Here is a 21,640-nt window from a genome sequence, read left to right as displayed (position 1 = left end):
AGCGCCTCCCTTAGGCCGCATTCTTGCGGAGCTTCTTGGCGGGACAAGAAGCTCCCCGCCGGAGGCACCCAGCTGATGGGCGGTCAGGGCCGTCATTTCTTCACACAACCTTCCCGCACAGCGCCGTAAACACGCAGCAAAGCAGGATTCCAAGAGCTGTTGGCAGCGCCGCTGCCAGCGCCGTCCATTTGCGGCTGCCGGTCTCCTTGCGGATGGTCAGCAGGGTGGTGGAGCAGGGCCAGTGGAGCAGGGTGAACAGGAGCATGCTGCCTGCCCGCTGCCAGGTCCAGCCGTTGGACACAAGAATTGCGCCCAGACTGCCGCTGTCCATACCTGTCAGGCTGCTCCCGGCCGTGTAGCCCATCAGGGCAATGGGCAGAACGATCTCGTTGGCGGGAAAGCCCAGCAGGAATGCCAGCAGGACATAACCGTCCAGCCCCATGGCCCTGCCCAGAGGCTCCAGAAAAGCCGCGCAGCCGGACAGCAGCGTTCCGCCGCCCATAGGAACATTGGCCAGCACCCACAGGAGCATCCCCGCCGGGCAGGCTACGGCCAGCGCCCGGCCAAGGACGAAAACCGTCCTGTCCAGTATGGAGCGCAGGATCACCTTCCCCACCTGGGGTCTCCGATAGGGCGGCAGCTCCATGGCGAAGGCCGATGGCTCTCCCCGCAGCACCGTGCGGCTCAGGACCCAGGTGCTGCCCAGCGTCATGGCCACAGAGAACACAACCACCAGCGTCAGCAGCCCCGCCTGCCGCCAGAGGTTCCCTCCGCCGCCGAAAAACAGGGTCAGCAGCGTAATAATCAGGGGGAACCGGCCGTTGCAGGGCACCAGACTGTTGGTCAGGATCGCCAGCAGACGTTCCCGTGGGGAATCGATGATCCGGCAGCCCACCACCCCCGCGGCGTTGCAGCCCAGGCCCATGCACATGGTCAGGGCCTGCTTGCCGCAGCCCCGGCAGCAGCAGAAGGGCCGGTCCAGCAGATAGGCGATCCGGGGCAGATACCCCACATCCTCCAGAATGGTAAACAGTGGGAAGAAGATGGCCATAGGCGGCAGCATGACGGCGCAGACCCATGCCGTGGTCCGATAGGCCCCAAGAACCAACAGTCCGGTAAGCCAATCCGGGGCATGGAAAGCGGCAAAGCCGCGCAGAAGCAGCGCCTCGCCCCGATCCAGAAGTGCCTGCAGTCCGGCGGACACGGAATTCGTCCCCGCCAGGGTCAGCCAGAAAATACCGGCCAGCAGCAGGAGCAGGGCCGGGTACCCCAGTGCCCGGGATGTCAGCAGGCGGTCGATCCGGCGGTCACGGCGGGCATCTCCCGGCTTCTCCCGGGTCACCACGCCCCGCATGACCTGCTCCGCCAGACGCACCGGGGCGGAGGCCATGGCGTCCGTTACGGCGTCCCCATCCAGCCCGGCAGCTGTCCGGATTCTCTTCGCATTCTCCGCGGCCCCTTCCGGAAGCCATTTGGCAAGCTCTTCCAGCAGGTCTTTATCCCCCTCCAGCAGCTTCAGCGCCAGAAAGCGCCGGGGCAGCGGCCCTTCCGGCAGTGTTTCCCGAATTTTTCCCACAGCTTCTTCCATATCCGGCGGATAGGGCACTGCGATGGGCGTTGTCTCCGGCGGCGGGGCATCCACAGCCGCCAAAAGCCGGGACAGGGTTCTCTTCTTCCGGGCCGTCACCCCAACCACAGGCACGCCCAGCCTTTGGGAGAGCAGGGGCAGATCCAGTTCTATCCCCTTACGCCGGGCTTCGTCCATCAGATTCACGCAGACCACCACCCGGGGCGTGATCTCCAGAATCTGCAGCGCCAGCACCAGATTCCGTTCCAGCGTGGTGGCGTCGCAGACCACCACCACCTTTTCCGGCCCCTCGGCACAGAGGAAATGCCGCGCCGCCTGTTCCTCCGGGGAATGGGACAGCAGAGAATATGTACCCGGCAGGTCCGCCAGAATTCTGCCGCCGCAGCTGCCCTGGGCCACGGCCACAGTCTTCCCGGGCCAGTTGCCCGTGTGCTGCCGCATGCCCGTCAGGGCGTTGAACAGGGTGCTCTTCCCCACATTGGGATTCCCGGCCAGGGCGGTCACCCCGGAAAAGGCGTGTGTTTTCCGTTCCATGGCCCCAAAGCCTGGGGAGCTTCCGGTCAATCCCATGGCATTTCCTCCGCCCGGACCAACACCCCCGCGCTGTCCCGGCGGCGCAGGGCAATGACGGTGCCCCGAATTTCGTAGGCGGAAGGATCCCCCAGAGGGCTTCTGCCCAGGCATTCCACTTTTGTCCCCTCCACCAGCCCCAGCTCCAGCAGCCTGCGCCGCATGGCCCCCCGGGTCTCCAGCCCCGCCACCCGGCAAACGCCGCCCGGGGCGATTTCACTCAATCGCAGCATATGGCAACACCTCATTCTGATTTCAAAGAGCGTTCTTCCCGCCATTCTATTCCTGTCCGCTGTTGTCGGTGCGGAAAAGAAACGTTGTTTCTTCCTCAGAGATATGCTATAATACGGACAGATGTTTTTATTTATAAGACATACTGTACAGAGAAAAAGGAGGACCCCATGCAGAAAGAATTGCTGCGGCTGAGCGCCGCAAACGAGGGCGACCTGTGCTCCGGATTTCGGCTGGTGAAGAAGGAATACGTTCCCTCCAAGCACGCCGACCTCTACACCATGCGGCACGAAAAGACAAAGGCAGAGCTTTTGTACTTCGCCCGGGCAGACGAGAACAAGACCTTCGCCATCGCCTTCAAGACCCTGCCGGAGGACGACACCGGCGTATTCCACATTCTGGAGCACAGCGTGCTCAACGGCTCCAGGCGTTTCCCCGTCCGGGAGCCCTTCGTGAATCTGCTGCAGAGCTCCATGCAGACCTTCCTGAACGCCATGACCTACCCGGACAAGACGGTCTATCCCGTATGCAGCCGCAACGACAAAGATTTCCACAACCTGATGGAGGTCTATCTGGACGCGGTGTTCTGCCCCGCCATCTACGAAAAGCCCCAGATCTTCATGCAGGAGGGCTGGCACTATGAGTTCGACAGCGAGGACGCCGAGCCCTATTACAACGGCGTTGTATACAGCGAGATGAAGGGTGCTTTCTCCGATGTCAGCGAGCTGATGGAGACGGAGTCCATGCGTCTGCTGTTCCCGGACAGCAGCTACGGCTTCGTCAGCGGAGGCCACCCGGAGAGCATCCCCAAGCTGTCCTACGAGCAGTTCATCGCCAACCACAAGCGGTATTACCACCCCTCCAATGCCCGGATCTTCCTGGACGGCAAAATGGACATTGACGAAATTCTGCGCTACATAGACGGGGAATACCTGAGCAAGTACGACTACCGTGCCCCGGACTTTGATTTCACGGTTCAAAAGCAGGTGGTCGGAGAAAAGACCGTTTCCTATTCCGTCAAGCCCGGCGAGGAGGCCAAGGCCCACATGGTCTTCTCCAAGCTGCTGTGCGCCCATGACGAGCCGGAAAAGGTGCTGGCCGCCAATGTGCTGGCAAAATATCTGACCGGCTCCAACGAAGCCCCTCTGAAGCGGACCTTCCTGGAACAGGCGCTGTGCCAGGACATTTCCCTGCAGGTAAACGACGGCATTTTCCAGCCCTATATCACCCTGACCATCCGCAACACCGAGCAGGAGAAATTCGCTCAGGTGGAGGACTGCCTGCGCTCGTCCGTTCAGGACATTCTTTCCGGGGGGCTGGACAGGGAAGCCCTTCTGGCCGAGCTGGAACGGATGGCCTTTACCAGCCGGGAGATTGAGGAGCCCTACGGTCTGATTCTGGGCCTGACCGCCCTGGACGGCTGGCTCTATGGCGACGACCCCCTGACCTATATCGAGACCGCCGGGATCTACGATGCCCTGCGGCAGAAAGCGGACACCGGTTACTTTGCGGACCTGCTGAGGGAAATGCTGGGCGACACCCGGACTCTCTGCAAGGTCTGTCTGCTGCCCTCCGAAACCAAGGCGCAGGAGGACCAGCAGGCGGAGAAGGCCCGGCTGGAGGCGGATATCGCCCGCTGGGACCATGCGGCCCGGGAAAAGGCCTACGCCGACTTCCAGGTCATGCACCAGTGGCAGGAAACCCCGGATTCCCCCGAGGCTCTGGCCACTTTGCCCACGCTGGCCCTCAGGGACGTCTCCGAGGATGTGGCTCCGATCTCCGTGAAGCCGGAAAAAGAGAAGCTGCTGCGGGTGGAGACCGAGTCCAACGGCATCACTTATGTAAACCTCTTCTTTGACGTTTCCGATTTTGACCTGGAGGAGCTTCGGCTGCTGAATGTGCTCTCCGGCTGCTTCAGCAAGCTGCACACCGGCAATACCTCCGCCCAGGCCCTGCAGACCAGAATCAAGGCCAATTTGGGCCATCTTTCCGCCGGCATCGACCAGATGGCCCCGCCGAAGCAGTTGGAGAAGTGCGCCCCCTATCTGAAGGTCTCCGCCGCCATGCTGGAGGAAAACGCATCCAAGGCTCTGCCCCTGCTGGCAGAGATCCTGACCCGGACGCTTTATGATGAGTCGGACCGCATTGCCGAGATCATCGATCAGAACAGCTACTATTACAGGCAGGCCATGGTCAGCAACGGCCATATGTTTGCCATGCTCAAGGCCATGGCTCCCTTCTCCCGGGAGGCCGCGCTGCAGGAGTGCCTGCGGGGCGAGAGCTATGTGACATGGCTGTCCGATCTGGCCCGGAGTTTCCGGGAGAACGCTCCGGCAATGTGCGAAAAGATCTCCGCTCTGGCAAAGCGCTGCTTTGCCGGAAACCGTCTCTTCGCCGCCTATACCGGCAAGCTGGATACCGCCCTTCTGGACACCCTTTCCGCCGCGCTGCCGGAAAGCCCCATTGGCGCCCCTGCCCGGCTGCCCGCCTTTGACACTGCCCCCGCCGCCATTGAGATTGCCGCCGATGTAAGCTACAGCGCTCTGGGCGCCAACCTCTATGCTCTGGGCAACAGCTACACCGGCAGCGTCTCCGTGCTGGCCTCCCTGATGACCTACGGCTACCTGTGGAACGCCGTCCGGGTCCGGGGCGGCGCCTATGGCACCGGCATGCGGGCGGGCTCCGATGGCAATGTCTGCTGCTACTCCTACCGGGATCCCAACCTGGCCTCCACCCGGGCCGCTTTCGCCGCCATGGCGGATTTCCTGGAGGACTGGCTGAAGGAGGACCAGGATCTGGAGAGCACCATCATCGGCACCGTCAACACCACGGATCCCCTGCTGGGCCCCTCCGCCGCCTTCTCCGCCGCCTGCAGCCGCTATCTCCGGGGCGTGACCCACGAGGATATCCTGCGCACCCGCCGGGAGCTGCTGCGCACCACCAGAGAAGACCTGTGCGGTCTGTTGGAACCCCTCCGCGCCTTCCAGGCCAGGGCCAAGTTCTGCGCCGTAGGCAGCAAGGACGCAGTGGCGTTTCTGAAGTAAACGAATGCAAATCAAAACGGCATCTTTCTGTTCTGAAAGATGCCGTTTTGTCTTATTTTTGCCCGTAATAAGCGTTTTTCCCATGCTTACGCAGATAGTGCTTGTCCAGCAATGGCTGTTGGATCTGCTGCAAAGACGGGTTTAGCCGCAAGCTGTGATAATTCATGAACGCCGTCTGTTCCAGCACCGCCGCGTTGTGAACCGCCTCTGCCGGATCTCTGCCCCATGCAAAAGGGCCATGGCTGCGAACCAGCACAGCCGGGATCTCGGCGGGATCTCTGCCCGCAAAAGTCTCAGCAATGACGTTTCCCGTCTCCCGCTCATAGTCCCCGGCAATCTCCTCCGGAGTCATCGCCCGGGTGCACGGCACCGCCCCATAAAAATCATCCGCCTGCGTCGTTCCGTAGGGCACGACCTCCACGCCTGCCTGCGCAAAGGCCGTTGCCCAACGGCTGTGCGTATGCACAATGCCTCCGCAGTCCGGAAACGCGGCATAAAGCACCAGATGGGTCGGCGTATCACTGGATGGTCTCCATTTCCCCTCTACAGTATTGCCCGCCATGTCCACCACAACCATATCCGCAAGGGTCATGGTCTCATAGGGTACGCCGGATGGCTTGATGACAATCAGCCCGCGCTCCCGGTCTATTCCTGAGACGTTGCCCCAGGTAAACGTCACAAGATCCAGCTTCGGCAGGCAGAGATTCGCTTGCAGGACCTGCTCTTTCAGTTCTTCCAGCATATTCGCTTCCCCTTTCAGTCCGGCAAAACAGCTACAGCCGTTCTTTCGATTTCCAGTGCCTGACGATAGCGCACCAGAAATTCCGCAAAGCCCTCAATTTCCCGCTGCTCCGCCATAACCGTATGGGCTTCCGCTTCCGAAAACACCTTGTTTTCCAGAAAATCCTCCAGTGTCTCCCCAGCCCGGTGCCACAGCAGATACCCGCACAGCAGCGCCATGCCATAGGGGCCTCCCTCTCCCGCCGTTTCCATAACGGCCACAGGCGTCCCGGTGGCCGCGGACAGGATCCGCTGTCCCACCTCCGGCGTCTTGAAGAATCCGCCGTGGGCATAGAGTTTGGTCAGCTCCACTTTTTCCTGCCGCGTCAGAATATCCAGCCCGATTTTCAGAGTGGCAAGGGCAGACAGGAGGTGCGTCCGCATAAAGTTTCCCAAGTTCAATTGGCTGTCCGGACTGCGGACCATCAGCGGGCGTCCCTGATTCAGGCCCAAAACAGGCTCTCCGGAATAGAAATTGCAGCTGACCAGCCCGCCGCCATCCGGACTGCCCTCCAGTGCCTTTCGGAACAGCAGGGTATACAGCTTTCCCGGCTCCTGAGGCGCACCGATCGCCTCCGCAAATTCCTCAAACAGAGAAACCCATGCGTTGATGTCCGAAGTGCAGTTGTTGCAGTGTACCATGGCGACGGGAATCCCCGCGGGCGTTGTCACCATGTCAATTTCCCGGTGTACCGCCATTTCACGGTCCGTAACCAGCATTGCGAAATCTGAAGTTCCGGCGGATACGTTGCCGGTTCCCAGCCGGACAGCATTGGTAGCCGTCATACCGGTTCCCGCGTCTCCCTCACAGGGCGCCAACGGGATTCCCGGCTGCAAATCTCCGGAAGGATCCAGCAGCGCGGCCCCCTCCGGAGTCAAAACTCCCGCCGGGGTTCCCGCAGGAACCGGTTGGGGAAGTATTTCCTCCAATGTCCAGGAATAGCCCATTTCCGCCGCCAGCGAATCAAATTTATGGACCATCTCTTTGTCGTAGGCGCAGCTGCCCCGTCCAATGGGGAACATGCCGGAGGCCTCGCCCACGCCCATGCGCTTCTCTCCCGTCAGCTTCCAGTGCAGGAAACCCGCCAGCGTCGTAAGAAACGAAATCTCCTTTACATGGGGTTCCCCGTTCAGCATGGCCTGATACAGGTGGGCAATACTCCAGCGCTGGGGAATATTGAAGCCAAACAGGGCAGTCAGCTCTTCCGCAGCCTGTTCCGTCATGGTATTTCGCCAGGTCCGGAACTGCGCCAGCTGGTTTCCCTGTGCGTCAAAGGGCAAATAGCCGTGCATCATACCGGAAACGCCAATGGCCCCCACCTGCCGGATGGTCTGGCCGAAGCGCTGCTGAACCTGCCGCTTCAAGTCCGCGTAACAGGCCCGGAGTCCCTGATAGACCTGGTCCATGGCATAGGTCCAGACCCCATCGACCAGCTGGTTTTCCCAGGCAAAGCTGCCGGAAGCCAGCGGCCGGAAATTTCTGTCCACCAGCACTGCCTTGATTCTGGTCGAACCCAATTCAATACCGAGGACCGTATCCTTCAGCTCCATATGTTCCCCCTTTTCAGCGCAGCTTCCAGGCGATGTCCTGCAGCATCAGCTGCTGTTCCAGCTTCTCCTGGGTGGTGTCCTTGTCGATATGGACATACTCGATACCCATAATCGCGGCCCAATCCCGCATCTGCTCGGCAGTCACGTCATAGCTCAGAACCGTATGGTGGGCACCGCCTGCGGTGATCCAGCATTCCACACCCGTAAGCAGATCCGGCATGGCCCGCCACATGACCCGGGCCACGGGCAGATTCGGCATGTCCATAATCGGCTCCACCGCCTCAATATCCTGAACGATCAGCCGGAACCGGCCACCCATATCGATCAGACTCGCCACAATGCCTTTCCCCGCCTTGCCGTTGAATACCAGCCGGGCAGGATCCTTTCGGTTCATGCCAATGCCCAGAGGATGTGTTTCGATCCGGGGCCTTCCCTGGGCCACGCTGGGGCAGACCTCCAGCATATGCGCGCCCAGCGAATACTCTCTGCCCGGCTCCAGATGATAGGTGTAGTCCTCCATAAAAGCGGAAGCGCCGTTTTCGTCTTTGCCCATGGCTTTCATGACCGCCAGCAGCGCCGCCACTTTCCAATCGCCCTCGCCGCCGAAACCGTAGCCCTGCGCCATCAGATCCTGAGCCGCCAGACCAGGCAGCTGCTCCAGGCCGTACAGATCCTGGAAGGTATCCGCGAAGGCCCGGCAGCCCTCACGGTCCAGCATCCGCTTGATGGCGATTTCCTCCCGGGCCTGATAGGCAACGGCCTCCCTGTTTTCCGTGGCAAGATCGTATTTTCCCAGATATGCCGCCATTTGGGCATTGACCTCTTCTTCCGTAACCGTGGCCATTTCCGCCGCCAGATCACCTACCGCCCAGGTATTGACCTGCCAGCCGAATTTCAGCTGGGCCTCGATTTTATCGCCCTCGGTCACGGCAACATCCCGCATATTGTCTCCAAAACGCATGACCTTCATGTTCCTGGACACGGCAACGCCAATCGCCGTTCGCATCCAGCGGCCCAACCGCTCCGCCGCGGCAGGGTTTTGCCAATAGCCCGCGATGATTTTCCGCGGCAGGCGCAGCCTTGCCCCCGCGAAACCATGCTCCCGGTCTCCATGCGCCGCCTGGTTCAGGTTCATGAAATCCATATCGATCTCGTCATTGGGGATATCCCGGTTATACTGCGTCACAAAATGGCAGTAGGGCTTCCGCAAAACCTCCAGACCGCTGAGCCACATCTTGCTGGGTGAAAAAGTGTGGCACCAGGTAACCAGGCCGCAGCATTTTTCCTGATAATTGGCCTCCCGCACAACCGCGGAAATCTCTTCAGCGGATTTGGCGGTTCCCTTGTATACCAGAGGATATGGCAGTCTTTCCGTCAGATAAGCCGCCATCTCCCTTGCCCGGGCGTCCACCGTTTCCAGCACTTCCGGCCCATAAAGGGTCTGGCTGCCGACGATAAACCAGAATTCGTAGTTTTTCATTTTTGCCTTCTCCTTTGCATTTGACAGAGCAAAGAAACCTCCCAGTCTCTTTGCTCCTTAGTTGGTTACTTGATCAGACCGCAAAAGCATTCGTGCAAATCAGGATCATCGTCGCCATAAATGCCGCCACGAACCAGCCGACATAGACATTCTTTGTCTTTCTGTACAGCGCCGTATTGACAAGGGACACAATCGTGAATGTAGGAACCAGAACCGTTGTCTTCATGCTGTATACCAGAGAATTGGGGTGCCCATTGGAGAAGGGCGCATAGGCAAAGAAGAACGGAGGCCGGAACGTCGTGCGAAGGCCGATGTAATAGATCAGCATGATCACCGTATAGCCGCCTGCACCAATCAGCCAGCCCAGCAGGTACTGCTTGGCAGCATTTCCTTTTTCTCCAATAGAAGCAAAGGCTGTGCTCACGGTGTTCATAATTCCAAATGCCACCAGGAAGAAGAATCCATAGGGAACGAAGTACGCAAACCGTTTCAGCGTAATGGGCATAATACCAAACTGCCAGAAACGGAAGTCAATCTTAAACAGGCCGTAGCAGAGGTTTACGATAAAGTAGATAGTGGCAATCACCGTCACGGCAAACAGAATCGCCTTGAGGATCCCGGAAGCGTGAATCTTTCCGTCATCTTCGGCAAAGCCATAGGCCGCAAGGCAGCTGCCTTCCTTTTTGCCCCAAACAAAATGCCATACCAGGAACACAACCAGCATGATCAACGCATTGATAACCGCCAGCCACATCAGATTGTTTGCCCAGTTCATCGGAAGGAGCTTCGTAGCCTTCTTTGTTGCCAGCCACAGACCCACCTTATGCAGGGTCAGCGCGGGTACAGCAATACAGATCAACGTACCAATCAAGCGCGGAACACTGCTTCCACCAGCAATTGCCTTCCCGCCGGAATGCTTCAGAGGCGCAAATGTCGGGCTGTCCAGCAGTACAAATGCGAAGCTGATCATAAAAGCGACAAGTGCCGCAATCGCCAGAACACTGAACGCCTCCTTGTACATCCACACCTGATTATCAGCAGAAATTCCGGAATCTGTGGGCATGGCCATTTCAAAAAAGCTTGCCATAGCGCCCACGGACCCTTTGCAGATGATATTGCCGATGTGAGTCGCCTTGGGAGTATAAATCACTCTGGCCGTACCTGCGTCAAAGCCGCCGTACACCTGCTCCGGCACAATTCGCGCGTCGGTTCCGAAAAAGTTCTTCAGAGAGGCGTCGTCCAACAACTTGCTGGTTTCCTCACCTGTGGCAAAATACACCATTTCATCACACTGCGCGTTAATATAGCCCACGTTGAACCGGAATTCGGAAGAATCCGTTGATTTCATCTTGTCCACAAAGGACCCGGAACCCCATGGCATGATAGCCTTCACACAGTCCGCATATTCCAGAGCCGCATTTGCAATGTAGGTTCCGCCCATGGAATGTCCCGTAAGGCCGATGTTTTCCTTGTCAACGAACTTATATGACAGCAGCTGCTCTATGCCAAGGGATGCACCGCCGTCCATTTTCAGTGCTGAGTTACTTTCCTGTCCAACGCCGGCGTTTACGGCCGCTTTCCCGTCAATATAGTCAGACGCACCGCTGCCGTAGGCATCCACGGACAGTACCACATAGCCGCGGCGCGCCAATTCCAGACTGTAGTTGCTTACCGTTTGCAGATAGTCGCTTCCGCCATGCATATTCAGGATAGCCGGGAGAGGATTTGCAGAGGACGCATTTTCAGGAACGAACAGTTGTGCATGGATCATCCCGCCCTCGGAATTGGGATAATAGACATCCGAAATATGGACACGGCCCCAATCGTTATTAAAGCCCGCGGCAACAAACATGAACGCAAACACCAGGATCAGTGAGATAACCGCAGTGGTTTTCGTTTTTCTTGACATAAGACATTGTATCCTTTCCAAGTGCTACTTTTTAGTTTGTGTATAATCTTCGCATGCTGTATTTTAGGGAACCTCTGAATAAATCCTCTGCGGCTGGACAGCGGATTTTCTTTGCTATCCGTGCGGGTTCAAAAGTGGGAAATACATACGCATTCCACCACTTTTGAACCCTTCTGCTAAAGAAAAATCGTTCGTTCCCAGCTCTTGCCGATTGAATCAGAGCTTCCTAATCAAGGTGAGTTATATTTCATTGGAAAACGGTATCAGAATATCCCCAGCCACTTGGTGGCAAAATTGGTCAGCAGATAGTAGCCGGTCTGACTCTGGCAGGAAACCATGGACCAAGCCACCAGCCAAGTGTTGACGAATGCGGGCAGCCACACATTGCCGGAAACCTTGTAGAGCTTGCGGTTGATAAAGGCGAATACCGGCAGGTTGATAAGCATGGGCCAAGTGGAGATAAAAGCAATAGCCGGGGCCCTGCCGACGCCGGTGGAGGCGTACTGGGCATATACGGTGCCGTAGCTGTAAGCTACCAGAATGTAAACACCGACGCCGGCAATAACCATCTGCAGCAGGGTGTTGAGACCATCATTCATGTCCTTCATCCGACCGCCGTTGACCATCATAGCGCTGACCAGGAAACTGGGCAGGATGAAGATCATATAGCGCAGACACAGGGTCCAGTACTGGGGCAGCATATCCTTCATACCGTTATCCCAGAACCGGAAGTCCTGGTGGAAGAAGTATTTCATGGCAGCCAGTAACAGGTATGCGTAAACAATCAGCACGCAGGATAGCAGGAAGGTCCGCAGAACCTTCTTGACGGACATGGTCAGGTTCAGCTCCTTGACAATGTTTCTTCCGGTACTCTTCTTGGTCATAATTCCGAAGATCACCAGAACCACAAAGGAGGCAATGGACAGGATCCACATGAACCACAGATGGATGTTGGCGGTAAAATCCAGGGACAGGAAGTGCTTCAGGCCCTCACTCTTGAAGCCCAGCATGGGTCCCTTGGTGGCTACATAGTACTCGGCAAACATGGTGGCCAGTACCAGCAGCATGGCAGCGATCCAGAAAGGTACACTTTTCTTGGTGGATAGAGGCTCGGTGCATTCCATGCGCAGGTCACTGAACTTCTTGGTCTGCAGCAGCATACCGGCCAGGGCAATGATGCTGACGAACATGGCGAACATGGCCAGGAGGTCACAGGCTTCCCGGTACAAGAAGGTCAGTCTGTTTTCGGACATGGGAACAGTGGCGGGGTCGGTGATATTGCCACAGTTATATTGCAGGGTTTGCTCGAAGTATTTGAGAATATAGTGAGCAGAGTCGGTGCTAAAATAATCTTTGGCATGACCGCCAATTTGATTGACAATCATACGGGTGGTACGGCTGTCAATGGCATCCCGCAAAGCGGCGCTGCCGGTATAGGAGATATCAAACAGGTTTCCCAAAACGGTGCTGGCGGGGGCGGCAGCATTGGAAGCCTGATCCAGGGCGTACCACTGGGCGGGCTGCAGGGTCGTGGTGCTCTGGAACTTGGCCATCATCTCTTCTTTGGACAGGTTCTGCTGACCGGTACCGGCACGGCCCTCGTTAAAGGTTGAGATCATGTAGCACATGTTGGTGTTAGGCTCCCGGACTACGGTGTAACCGGCAACGCTGACATCCTGGGCTTCACTGCCCCAGTTGCCGCCCAGAATCACGGCGGCCTTCAGCCGAGTGTTGAAGTAGGTTTCAGCCTGCTCGGCGAGCACTTTATAGGCATTCAGCTCATTGGCGGTCAGACGGTTTTCAGCCAGAGCATCGGCATCCTGCTGGATTTCCTCTTCGGTAAAGGTTTGGCCAAAGGTGTCGTAAAGGATGTTGACTTTCAGATCATTCAAAGTTAGCAGGCTGGAATCCATATCCACCGCTGCGGAGGTGTTCTTGGAACCCTGGGAATGCCCGATCATACCAATACGGGTCTGATCCACATAGTTCAGGGTTCGCACGTATTGCAATGCATCATACATGCCATAGGATGGGTCGCTCAGATCGGAGGTTTCGGATTCACCGGAGCCGTAGGTGGAAACACTGAGCACGGCAAAGCCACGCTTGGCCAGTTCTTCCGCAAAGGGATTTACGGTGCTGTGGTTGCAACTCAGCCCGTGGGTAAAAATGACACAGGGAAGATTGGACTCGGAATTGGTGTTTCTGGGGGTGTACATGGTGGCCTGCATGACAGAACCCCGGGAATCGATGTTCAGTTCGCTGATTTTAACGCTGCCCCATCCGCTGGCAAGCATATAAGCCAGGAAGCTGAAAAGGATAACAGCGATGACGGAAATCCGAAAAATACTGCGGCTTCCCTCAAAGGTTTGCAGATTAAGTTTTTCTTTCATAAGTATTCCTCCTTTGGTTCAACACAGCGGTTGGCTCTCTTATGGTTTGGTTGCGTCAGAAATGCTCCCAATGCGTTTTATTAACGACACAGGTTGTGTCCGGGCTGGTTCACAAAGACTGTGCAGCTTGCTGAATATGATCGAGCCCTTCAAAAAAACATTGGAAAAGCAAAAAGTGAAATCAGTAAATGCCCCAGAATGCCTTAATCGGATCAGGGCCCCAGTAGATGAACTGGTGGGAAATATAGGAGGACAGACGCCAGCCGAGAATGATTGCCACAACCAGGGCGCCGGCCCAGACACTGCCGGTCAGCTTATAGAACTTCCGATAAATATAATTCATAACAGGCGCCAGAACAATCACGGAAAGCAGGGTATGCACATTGAAGACCGCGCCATGACCGGGCGTTGAGAAGGTCAGGATCAAAGCAATCACCACAACCAGTTCCGCGCCGAAGGACGTCACAATGACATTGATCAGCGTATCCACAGAATCGCTGACATTTTTCAGCGACCACAGATTGTTGAGTACGCTGATGATCAGGCAGAAGGGGAGCAGGATCAGCGTATACTTCACCATTCTCATGAAGCCATAGGCATGCATCATTTCAAAAGAGTTGTCAGCGGACATAAAACGCGCGCTGAATGCCCCTTTAATGAACGCGGCGAAGACATAGAATACAGTGAACAGAATCACACCGATCAGGACTGTCTTGCCAACATTCTTCCAGCCGTAGGCCAGATGCACATCCTTGACTCCGGCGACGCTTCCGCCCTTCTTTCCTCTGGTAACCAGCTTCAAAAGCAGGAACAGGATCAATCCCGCCGCAGCAGTGCAGATGATCATGACGAATGTACGCACCTGGCCGGGCTCCCACGGCAGCCACTTGGTTGCCGTGGCATTGGAGAGCTTAAACGACAAATCCGCGTCAGAACTCATATACACGCCGAAGAACGCGGAAATGAAGGAGAACAGCGCCGCGAGATAGAAGCTGGTGTCTTTTGTCGTGATTCTCGCCTCATAAACGGGGAGCGCGCAGGAGGCAAAGAACTTCGTCTGCAGCAGGATCGCCATAAGCGCTGCCAGCAGGCCAATGGCAGACAGGAAGGACAGCGTCGTAAACGCCAGGTTCCAGTAGCTTGCCCCGCAGCTTCGGGTATCAATTGGCTTTGCGTCCGGGTCACCGATGTCGCCGTTGTTGTAGCCCATCGTCTGCGTAAAGAACTCGACCGTTTCGCTGACGCCTGCGTCATCCCAAAGGATACCGTTATGGAAGGTATTGGGGCTGTACATAAGCCGGGCAGTCCCATTCTTAACCGCTTCCGCCAGTTCCGGTGAGTTTGTGATGTTTGTCTCAAAAACCTGTCCCAGGTAGGTGGATGCAGCCTCCGGATCCATGGTGTAATCCGGCATGGCATACCAGCCGTTTCTCTGCACAGCCTCGGTGCCGGTATGGAAATTGGCTTTGTATTTATCAGTCTCACCTACAGTGAGATAACCGCCGTCTTCATGGACACCAACACCGATCACAAGGTTCAGCTGGGGATCTCTGACAACTTCATGCCCCGCCACAGTCACTGTCTTCCCACAGCCGGAAGAGGGAGACACCCGTGCGCTATGGACGTATGTATCACAAATCTCCTGCTGCTCCACCTTCATATATTGATATACCGCCAGCTGCTCCTCAGACAGGACAGTTTGCGCAATTTCATCCGCATTCTGCGTCAGCTGCTCTTCCGTAATTTCAACGCCGAAAGTATCATGCAGGATATTCAGCATGCAGTCATTCAGGGTCAGGTAGCTCTCATCCAGAGAGATGGAAGTTCCGCAGCCAAGCACACCCGCGGAATGGGCCCAAAGACCAATCCTGGACGGATCCACATAGGATATATTTCTGGCGTATTTCAGAGCATCGTACATTCCCTGGGCGCCGCCCCGGAAGTAGTTTTCCTCTCTGGTTCCATCATCAGTCACGGCAGGCTGCTCGGAAAGGCCGCAGCTGTACATGCTGACATTCAGCACAACAAAACCTCTGCGCGCAAATTCCCATGCCACCATGCTTGTAGCGGAGAGGCTCTCAGAGCCGCCGTGAAACAGGATAACGCAGGGAATGCTGGAATCACTGCTGATATTCCTTGGCTCATACTGCTCGATGGAAAGGCTGGCGCCCTGCACGTCCAGGGTTACTGTCTTGCAGTTGAATTTGTAACCGCCCGTGATGACAGCATTGCCGCAGGCACTGAATAGAATAATCAGTGCGGCAAACAAGGCCAGCAGTCTCCAGCGACCTTCCGAAGTCGAAAGCGTCAATTTCTTCATAAAAACTCACTCCTTTTTACCCTCTGTTTGCGTCCTCGACGCTTTCGGACAGCACCTCGCCAGTCTGTGCATCCACAATTACGATCTGGTTCTCATACGGCTGGTAAATCGTAACTTTGTATGCGTCTTTTCCCGCGACAGCCGTGCGTTCAGTGTCGATCCGTGTTGTCGTTATTCTGCTCAGTCCCAGTTTCTCCAAAGCAATATCCGCGGCTTTGTCCTTACTGATCTTTCCGCACGCCGCTAAGGAAAGCAATATCGTCAAAACCAGAATCAGGCAGAATACTCTCCTCCCCATTCAGAACTCCCTCCCTTCTGAATGAATCTCTCTTGCGCAATTTGTTTCTCGCACACGCGTGCAGATAAGAATACAATTTCAAAATATTTGTATTCTCACCTGATCTTCCGCTTGCCTTTAACACTTTTCAATATACAGGTATTCTTGGAAAAGTCAATAGTAGCCTATACAATTTGTTGATTTATATATATAAATTGTTTGTTATTTGTTCAATGTGCAAAGAAAATTTGTCTGCTTTACGTATACAATTCCCATTGATTTTTCTATATTCCTATAGTATGATATTATCAAAACAAGAAACAGGAGACGAGCATAATGAAACAGCCTGCAAAGCAAAACGCAATTGTCAAACAGGTACTGGCGGAAATTGATGGGATGAAATATCCGGATGGAAAATTACCTACAGAAGCAGAGCTTTGTCAGCAGTTCCAGGCAAGCCGCCAAACAGTCCGGAAAGCCCTGGCCCAGTTGGAATTGCAGGAGATTATTGTCCGCCGACAGGGCAGCGGCACCTATGTAAATCAAAGAATCCGGACGCAGCCCAAAACCGGTCAAATTGCCGTCATCTGTACATATATAAGCGAATATATTTTCCCGTCCATTCTCCGTGGAATCGAAGGCGTTACAACCGGGCAGGGATATCGGCTCCTTATCAACTCAACCAACAACAGTGTTGCCTCTGAGCGTCTGATTCTCTCCGGTCTGCTGGAAAACCCTGTCGATGGAATCATCGTGGAAGGGACAAAAACTGCCCTGCCAAACCCGAACCGGGAGTTTTATCACCGTCTGGCAGGGCGGGGTATTCCCATTGTTTTCATCAACAGCTTTTATCCTGATGTCACAGGAGATAATGTGATCCACATTGTAACAGATGACTATGCTGGTGGTTATCAGGCCGCCGCGGAAATGATCCGTGCCGGACACCGGCATATCTGCGGCATCTTCAAGAGCGACGATATGCAGGGCCTTCTGCGGTATTCCGGATACATGGACGCGCTGGTTCAACTGGGTGGGGAGGTACGGGACAATAACGTTATCTGGTTCTCCACAGAAACCAAGGCTCTTCTCCTGCAAAAAATCGAGACTTTTCTTGCGGATATCGACAAAGACTGTACCGGCGTCGTCTGCTACAACGATCAGATTGCCGCCCCAGTGATACGTTTTCTGGAGTCCGCAAAAGCCTATCCGGTCACAATGGTGTCCAGTTTTGACCAGTGTCTGCAGCTTGTAAGCGACAGTATCATTGTCAGCTCCTATTCCCACCCCAAGGAAAAAATGGGTGAAGAGGCAGCAAGGAAACTATTCAATCTGATTGCCGGGAAACCGGAAAAGTCCCTTGTTTTTACCTGGGGCGAACCGGAATGACCTCAAACACACCGCAAAGCCCGCCACATAAAACATCTCCGCGGAAAGCATCTTGGTTCTGCTTCCGCGGAGATTCATTCTGTTTATCCCAGACTCAGGAAATCCTCCGGGTCCATAGGCATATCCTGATAGGTGACGGAGAAGTGGATATGGGGGCCCAGGGCGGTTTCTGCCAGGGCGGTTGTCCCGACTTCGCCGATCTTTTGGCCCAGGGTCACCTTCTGGCCCACGGCCAGCTCCGGCATTTTGGCGAGGCCTGCGTAGGTGGTCTCATAGCCGCCGGCGTGGCGCAGGACCACCGTGACGCCCAGAAGGTCGTCCTCCTTCACCTCCGTCACGGTACCCTCCGCGGCGGCCAGCACCGGGGCGCCTGCCTCCGCGCCGTAGTCCACGCCGTTGTGGACCCGCCAGTCCCGGGTGGTCTCATTGTAGCGCAGGGCATCCATGGAGTAGACCGCCGCGGTCTCTCCCCGCACCGGAAGGCCGGTCTTCAGGGGCTCCTGCTTTGCCTGGGGAGCGGTGGTTTCCGGGGCCGTCTCTCTGGGCGTTCCGGTCGTCGCAGGCTCCGTCGCCGCTGCCGGAACGGTTTCCCGCGCCTGCATTTCCACGGTCTCCTGCTCAATGAGGGAGACCTGCTCCACTTTTTTCTGGTTGTTCTGGTACACATAGCCCGCGATCCCGATAGCTGCCGCACACAGGACCAGGGCTATGTAGTAGCCCTTTCCTCCGATTCCGAAGGTTTTGTTATCGCGCATTTTTCAGCACCTCCGAGGCTGAGTATAGCCAGCTTTGTTCGCATTTAACCCAAAGAAAAGGGCAAAACAGGGAAAATCTTTTGTATACAATTAATTATGAAAATTTTATTGACAATGGGGGAAAATGCGATATAGTTATAGTTGTCTTTTTCGACAAATACTGAACATCAGTGGACCGCAAAAATCACATGTCATTCCGAACCAGCGCCCAGGCTGGTGTGGGAGATTTTCCCGGATCTTCGAGCATTTCCGAAGGGTTCCGGGTATTTTCTCTGACTTTCAAGGTTGCCGCACCGGGAACAGGATCAGCAGGGGGAATGGCATTGTTTTTTCGGTACCGAAAAAACAATGAAACGGGGGAGGATAATGTCCAAGGAACTCATCAGGCTCCGGGATCTTACCATGGAGTTCGACGGGGAGCGCATTCTCGACGGCATCAATCTTTACATCAACGATCATGAATTTTTGACCTTGCTGGGCCCCTCCGGCTGCGGCAAGACCACCACCCTGCGGATCATCGGCGGCTTTTTAACGCCCACATCCGGCACGGTGACATTTGACGGAAAAACGATCAATGATGTACCGCCTTACAAGCGGCAGATCAATACGGTATTTCAGCGATATGCGTTGTTCCCGCATTTGGACGTCTACGACAATGTGGCGTTCGGTCTTAAAATCAATAAGGTTCCCAAAGCGGAAATAGACCAGCGGGTGCGGGAAATGCTGGAAATCGTCAGTCTCAAGGGTTATGAAAACCGGCGAATCGACGCCCTGTCCGGCGGTCAGCAGCAGCGTGTGGCCATCGCCCGCGCCCTGGTGAACCGCCCCAAGGTACTGCTTCTGGACGAGCCTCTGGGTGCTTTGGACCTGCGGCTGCGCAAGGATATGCAGAACGAGCTGAAGCGCATCCAGCAGGCCATGGGCATTACCTTCATTTACGTTACCCACGATCAGGAGGAAGCCCTCTCCATGTCCGATACCATCGTCGTCATGGACAAGGGCCGCATCCAGCAGATCGGCAAGCCCGAGGATATTTACAACGAGCCGAAAAACGCCTTTGTGGCCGATTTTATCGGTGAGAGCAACATTCTCGACGGCGTTATGCTGGAGGATTTCCGGGTGCGGTTCTTCGGACGCACCTTCGTCTGCGTGGACAAGGGCTTTGAGAAGAACGAGCCCGTGGACGTGGTCATCCGCCCCGAGGATATCGATATTGTGCAGGCTTCCGAGGGCCATCTGGTGGGAACCGTCACCGGTATCACCTTCAAGGGCCTGAACTATGACATCATCGTGGAGTTCAAGGGCTTCAAGTGGCTGATCCAGACCACGGATTACCACGCCGTCGGCTCCACCATCGGCATTCGGTTGAACCCGGAGGACATTCACATCATGCACAAGAGTGAATACTCCGGCATGTTTGGCGACTACAGCTCCTACTCCGCGGAGTACGACGAGCTGACGGAGGATGCCGGGAATGAAGAAGACTAAGTCCCTGCTGCTGAGCACCCCATACCTCGTCTGGATGGTGGCGTTCACTCTGATTCCCCTGGGCGTGGTAGCCTACTACGCCCTGACGGATCCCGCCACCGGAGCCTTTTCTCTGGGCAATCTGAAGAGTCTGGGCATGTACCTGCCGGTGCTGTGGAAATCCATCGCCTACTCTCTGGTGTCCGCCATGATCTGCCTGCTGCTGGGCTATCCCGTGGCCTACTATATCGCCCATCGGAGCCCCGTGGCGCAGAAATTTCTCTATATGCTGGTCATGCTGCCCATGTGCATGAGTTTTCTGCTCCGCACCCTGGCCTGGGTGGGCCTGCTGCAGGACACCGGCATCATCAACACCCTGCTTACCGGGCTGGGCCTGCCCCGGCTGACCCTGATCCGCACTCCCGCGGCAGTGGTCCTCGGCATGGTGTATAACTACCTGCCCTATATGATTCTGCCCCTGTACGCCACGATTCTGAAAATCGACAAACGGCTTATTGAGGCGGCGGAGGATCTGGGCTGTACCCCCGCCCAGACCTTCGGCAAGGTGGTTCTGCCCCTGAGTATGCCCGGCATTCTCTCCGGCATGACCATGGTCTTCGTACCCGCCGTGTCCACCTTCTATATTTCTCAGAAGCTGGGCGGCACCGACACCGTGCTGATCGGCGACGTAATCGAGCGGCAGTTTAAGCAGGGCAACAACCCCAACCTGGGTGCGGCCCTGAGCCTGGTGCTGATGGTGCTGGTGTTCGTATGCACCGGCATTATGAACCGCTTCGGCGGTGACGAGGCGGAAGGAGGCGTGGTGGTATGAAACGAGCCAACAGGATCATGACCGTCCTGATCTTCATCTTCCTGTATATCCCCATGGCCGTGCTGATCGTGGCCTCCTTCAACACCGGCAAGGACATTACGGAATTCCAGGGCTTTACCCTGCGGCAGTACGAGCGGCTCTTTCAGGACCGCAGTCTGCTGAAGCTGCTGGGCAACTCTCTGCTGGTATCTATCCTCGCCAGCCTGATCGCCACGATTTTCGGCACGATCTCCGCCGTGGGCATTCACAACCTGAATCCCAAAATGCGCAAGGTGGCCATGACTCTGACGGATATCCCCATGACCAACCCGGATATCGTCACCGGCGTGTCCCTGAGCTTGCTGTTCGTCTTTGTAGGCACGAAGATGCTGGGCCAGCGAAACAGCCTGACCTTCTGGACGCTGCTCATTGCCCACATCACCTTTAACCTGCCCTACGTCATTCTGAACGTCATGCCCAAGCTCAAACAGATGGACGCGTCTTTGACTGACGCCGCCATGGACCTGGGCTGCACCCCCTGGCAGGCTTTTTACCGGGTAACGCTCCACGAGATCATGCCCGGCGTGGTCTCCGGCGCCATCATGGCCTTTACCATGAGCCTGGATGACTTCGTCATCAGCTATTTCGTCACCGGTCTGGATTTTGTCACACTGCCTGTGGAAATCTATTCCTACACGAAAAAGCCCATCCAGCCCAAGATCTACGCCATGTTTACCCTGCTGTTTCTGCTGATCTTCCTGCTGATGACCGCCATGAATCTGATGCAGGTGGTAGCCGACCGCAAAAAAATCGCCGACCGGAAGGGGCATTAAAGGGCTGCTGCCCGGAAATACGGTTTATTCGGGACCGAAAAGCGAGCATATCCGGAGTCCGCAGGACTTAATTGACAATTGACAATTGACAGTTGACAATTAAGGAATTTCCTTCGGAAATAAAGATTTTCAAATTGTCCCGTAAGGGACACAATAATTGTCAATTGTTCATTGTCAATGCGAATCAAGAGTTGACAGCCGCCCCTGTATGTAAAATCTAAAGCCATATGCATCTTGAAAAAACAGGA

15 protein-coding genes are annotated in these 21,640 nt (G+C 55.9%); 5 read left to right on the top strand and 10 right to left on the bottom strand.

The window, feature by feature from the left end; translation table 11 throughout:
• Window positions 1-100: 100 nt before the first annotated feature.
• Together feoB and KQI10_RS06160 are read right to left on the bottom strand one after the other, a co-directional pair.
• Window positions 101-2,158, bottom strand: coding sequence for a ferrous iron transport protein B (gene feoB, locus KQI10_RS06165; protein ID WP_216566535.1), 2,058 nt, complete (start codon window positions 2,156-2,158; stop codon window positions 101-103).
• Window positions 2,149-2,391, bottom strand: coding sequence for a FeoA family protein (locus KQI10_RS06160; RefSeq protein WP_253285179.1), 243 nt, complete (start codon window positions 2,389-2,391; stop codon window positions 2,149-2,151). Before KQI10_RS06160 ends, feoB begins: the two co-directional genes overlap by 10 nt.
• Window positions 2,392-2,559: 168 nt before the next feature.
• Between KQI10_RS06160 and KQI10_RS06155 the strand changes: the two genes are divergently transcribed.
• Window positions 2,560-5,433: an insulinase family protein gene (locus tag KQI10_RS06155; RefSeq protein ID WP_216566533.1), complete on the top strand. Its 2,874-nt coding sequence runs from the start codon at window positions 2,560-2,562 to the stop codon at window positions 5,431-5,433.
• A 52-nt stretch (window positions 5,434-5,485) separates the two neighbouring features.
• Here the strand turns inward: KQI10_RS06155 and KQI10_RS06150 are convergent, their stop codons facing one another.
• The 7 genes from KQI10_RS06150 to KQI10_RS06120 all read right to left on the bottom strand — a co-directional run bounded on the left by KQI10_RS06150 (window position 5,486) and on the right by KQI10_RS06120 (window position 16,161).
• A complete protein-coding gene (locus KQI10_RS06150; RefSeq protein WP_305849647.1) occupies window positions 5,486-6,175 on the bottom strand; it encodes an L-ribulose-5-phosphate 4-epimerase in 690 nt (229 codons plus the stop codon).
• Window positions 6,176-6,189: 14 nt separating this feature from the next.
• A complete protein-coding gene (locus KQI10_RS06145; RefSeq protein ID WP_216566532.1) occupies window positions 6,190-7,764 on the bottom strand; it encodes a xylulokinase in 1,575 nt (524 codons plus the stop codon).
• 13 nt (window positions 7,765-7,777) lie between these two features.
• On the bottom strand, window positions 7,778-9,244 hold the full coding sequence (gene araA, locus KQI10_RS06140; protein WP_216566531.1) for an L-arabinose isomerase: 1,467 nt from the start codon (window positions 9,242-9,244) through the stop codon (window positions 7,778-7,780).
• A gap of 73 nt (window positions 9,245-9,317) precedes the next feature.
• Window positions 9,318-11,153 (bottom strand): S9 family peptidase, encoded by a 1,836-nt coding sequence (locus tag KQI10_RS06135; protein WP_216566530.1) that lies wholly within the window; start codon window positions 11,151-11,153, stop codon window positions 9,318-9,320.
• Between the two features lie 263 nt (window positions 11,154-11,416).
• Window positions 11,417-13,543, bottom strand: a complete 2,127-nt coding sequence (locus KQI10_RS06130) for an alpha/beta hydrolase (RefSeq protein WP_216566529.1) — start codon at window positions 13,541-13,543, stop codon at window positions 11,417-11,419.
• Between the two features lie 181 nt (window positions 13,544-13,724).
• Window positions 13,725-15,863: a hypothetical protein gene (locus KQI10_RS06125; RefSeq protein ID WP_216566528.1), complete on the bottom strand. Its 2,139-nt coding sequence runs from the start codon at window positions 15,861-15,863 to the stop codon at window positions 13,725-13,727.
• Window positions 15,864-15,879: 16 nt separating this feature from the next.
• On the bottom strand, window positions 15,880-16,161 hold the full coding sequence (locus KQI10_RS06120) for a PepSY domain-containing protein (protein WP_216566527.1): 282 nt from the start codon (window positions 16,159-16,161) through the stop codon (window positions 15,880-15,882).
• 315 nt (window positions 16,162-16,476) lie between these two features.
• Between KQI10_RS06120 and KQI10_RS06115 the strand changes: the two genes are divergently transcribed.
• A complete protein-coding gene (locus KQI10_RS06115; protein WP_216566526.1) occupies window positions 16,477-17,526 on the top strand; it encodes a GntR family transcriptional regulator in 1,050 nt (349 codons plus the stop codon).
• A gap of 83 nt (window positions 17,527-17,609) precedes the next feature.
• Here the strand turns inward: KQI10_RS06115 and KQI10_RS06110 are convergent, their stop codons facing one another.
• Window positions 17,610-18,281 (bottom strand): M23 family metallopeptidase, encoded by a 672-nt coding sequence (locus KQI10_RS06110; protein ID WP_216566525.1) that lies wholly within the window; start codon window positions 18,279-18,281, stop codon window positions 17,610-17,612.
• A gap of 366 nt (window positions 18,282-18,647) precedes the next feature.
• On the opposite strand from KQI10_RS06110, the gene potA reads away from it, so the two are divergent.
• From potA to KQI10_RS06095, 3 genes are read left to right on the top strand one after another with little or no spacing between them, the layout of a single operon-like run.
• Complete coding sequence (gene potA / locus KQI10_RS06105) at window positions 18,648-19,769, top strand: spermidine/putrescine ABC transporter ATP-binding protein (RefSeq protein ID WP_216566524.1); 1,122 nt, start codon at window positions 18,648-18,650, stop codon at window positions 19,767-19,769.
• Window positions 19,756-20,580 (top strand): ABC transporter permease, encoded by an 825-nt coding sequence (locus KQI10_RS06100; protein ID WP_216566523.1) that lies wholly within the window; start codon window positions 19,756-19,758, stop codon window positions 20,578-20,580. Before potA ends, KQI10_RS06100 begins: the two co-directional genes overlap by 14 nt.
• Entirely contained in the window at window positions 20,577-21,392 is an 816-nt protein-coding gene (locus KQI10_RS06095) for an ABC transporter permease (protein WP_216566522.1), read from the top strand. Before KQI10_RS06100 ends, KQI10_RS06095 begins: the two co-directional genes overlap by 4 nt.
• Window positions 21,393-21,640 lie beyond the last annotated feature (248 nt).

Origin of the sequence: Pseudoflavonifractor sp. MSJ-30, assembly GCF_018918045.1 — a bacterium.
In the GTDB taxonomy this organism is placed as follows: Bacteria; Bacillota; Clostridia; order Oscillospirales; family Oscillospiraceae; genus Faecousia.
This window is presented reverse-complemented; position numbering and strand designations above follow the sequence as displayed.

Bases quoted from the DNA above. Each gene is read 5' to 3' on its own strand.
- feoB (WP_216566535.1), bottom strand. From the start codon at position 2,158: ATGGGATTGACCGGAAGCTCCCCAGGCTTTGGGGCCATGGAACGGAAA.
- KQI10_RS06160 (WP_253285179.1), bottom strand. From the start codon at position 2,391: ATGCTGCGATTGAGTGAAATCGCCCCGGGCGGCGTTTGCCGGGTGGCG.
- KQI10_RS06155 (WP_216566533.1), top strand. From the start codon at position 2,560: ATGCAGAAAGAATTGCTGCGGCTGAGCGCCGCAAACGAGGGCGACCTG.
- KQI10_RS06150 (WP_305849647.1), bottom strand. From the start codon at position 6,175: ATGCTGGAAGAACTGAAAGAGCAGGTCCTGCAAGCGAATCTCTGCCTG.
- KQI10_RS06145 (WP_216566532.1), bottom strand. From the start codon at position 7,764: ATGGAGCTGAAGGATACGGTCCTCGGTATTGAATTGGGTTCGACCAGA.
- araA (WP_216566531.1), bottom strand. From the start codon at position 9,244: ATGAAAAACTACGAATTCTGGTTTATCGTCGGCAGCCAGACCCTTTAT.
- KQI10_RS06135 (WP_216566530.1), bottom strand. From the start codon at position 11,153: ATGTCAAGAAAAACGAAAACCACTGCGGTTATCTCACTGATCCTGGTG.
- KQI10_RS06130 (WP_216566529.1), bottom strand. From the start codon at position 13,543: ATGAAAGAAAAACTTAATCTGCAAACCTTTGAGGGAAGCCGCAGTATT.
- KQI10_RS06125 (WP_216566528.1), bottom strand. From the start codon at position 15,863: ATGAAGAAATTGACGCTTTCGACTTCGGAAGGTCGCTGGAGACTGCTG.
- KQI10_RS06120 (WP_216566527.1), bottom strand. From the start codon at position 16,161: ATGGGGAGGAGAGTATTCTGCCTGATTCTGGTTTTGACGATATTGCTT.
- KQI10_RS06115 (WP_216566526.1), top strand. From the start codon at position 16,477: ATGAAACAGCCTGCAAAGCAAAACGCAATTGTCAAACAGGTACTGGCG.
- KQI10_RS06110 (WP_216566525.1), bottom strand. From the start codon at position 18,281: ATGCGCGATAACAAAACCTTCGGAATCGGAGGAAAGGGCTACTACATA.
- potA (WP_216566524.1), top strand. From the start codon at position 18,648: ATGTCCAAGGAACTCATCAGGCTCCGGGATCTTACCATGGAGTTCGAC.
- KQI10_RS06100 (WP_216566523.1), top strand. From the start codon at position 19,756: ATGAAGAAGACTAAGTCCCTGCTGCTGAGCACCCCATACCTCGTCTGG.
- KQI10_RS06095 (WP_216566522.1), top strand. From the start codon at position 20,577: ATGAAACGAGCCAACAGGATCATGACCGTCCTGATCTTCATCTTCCTG.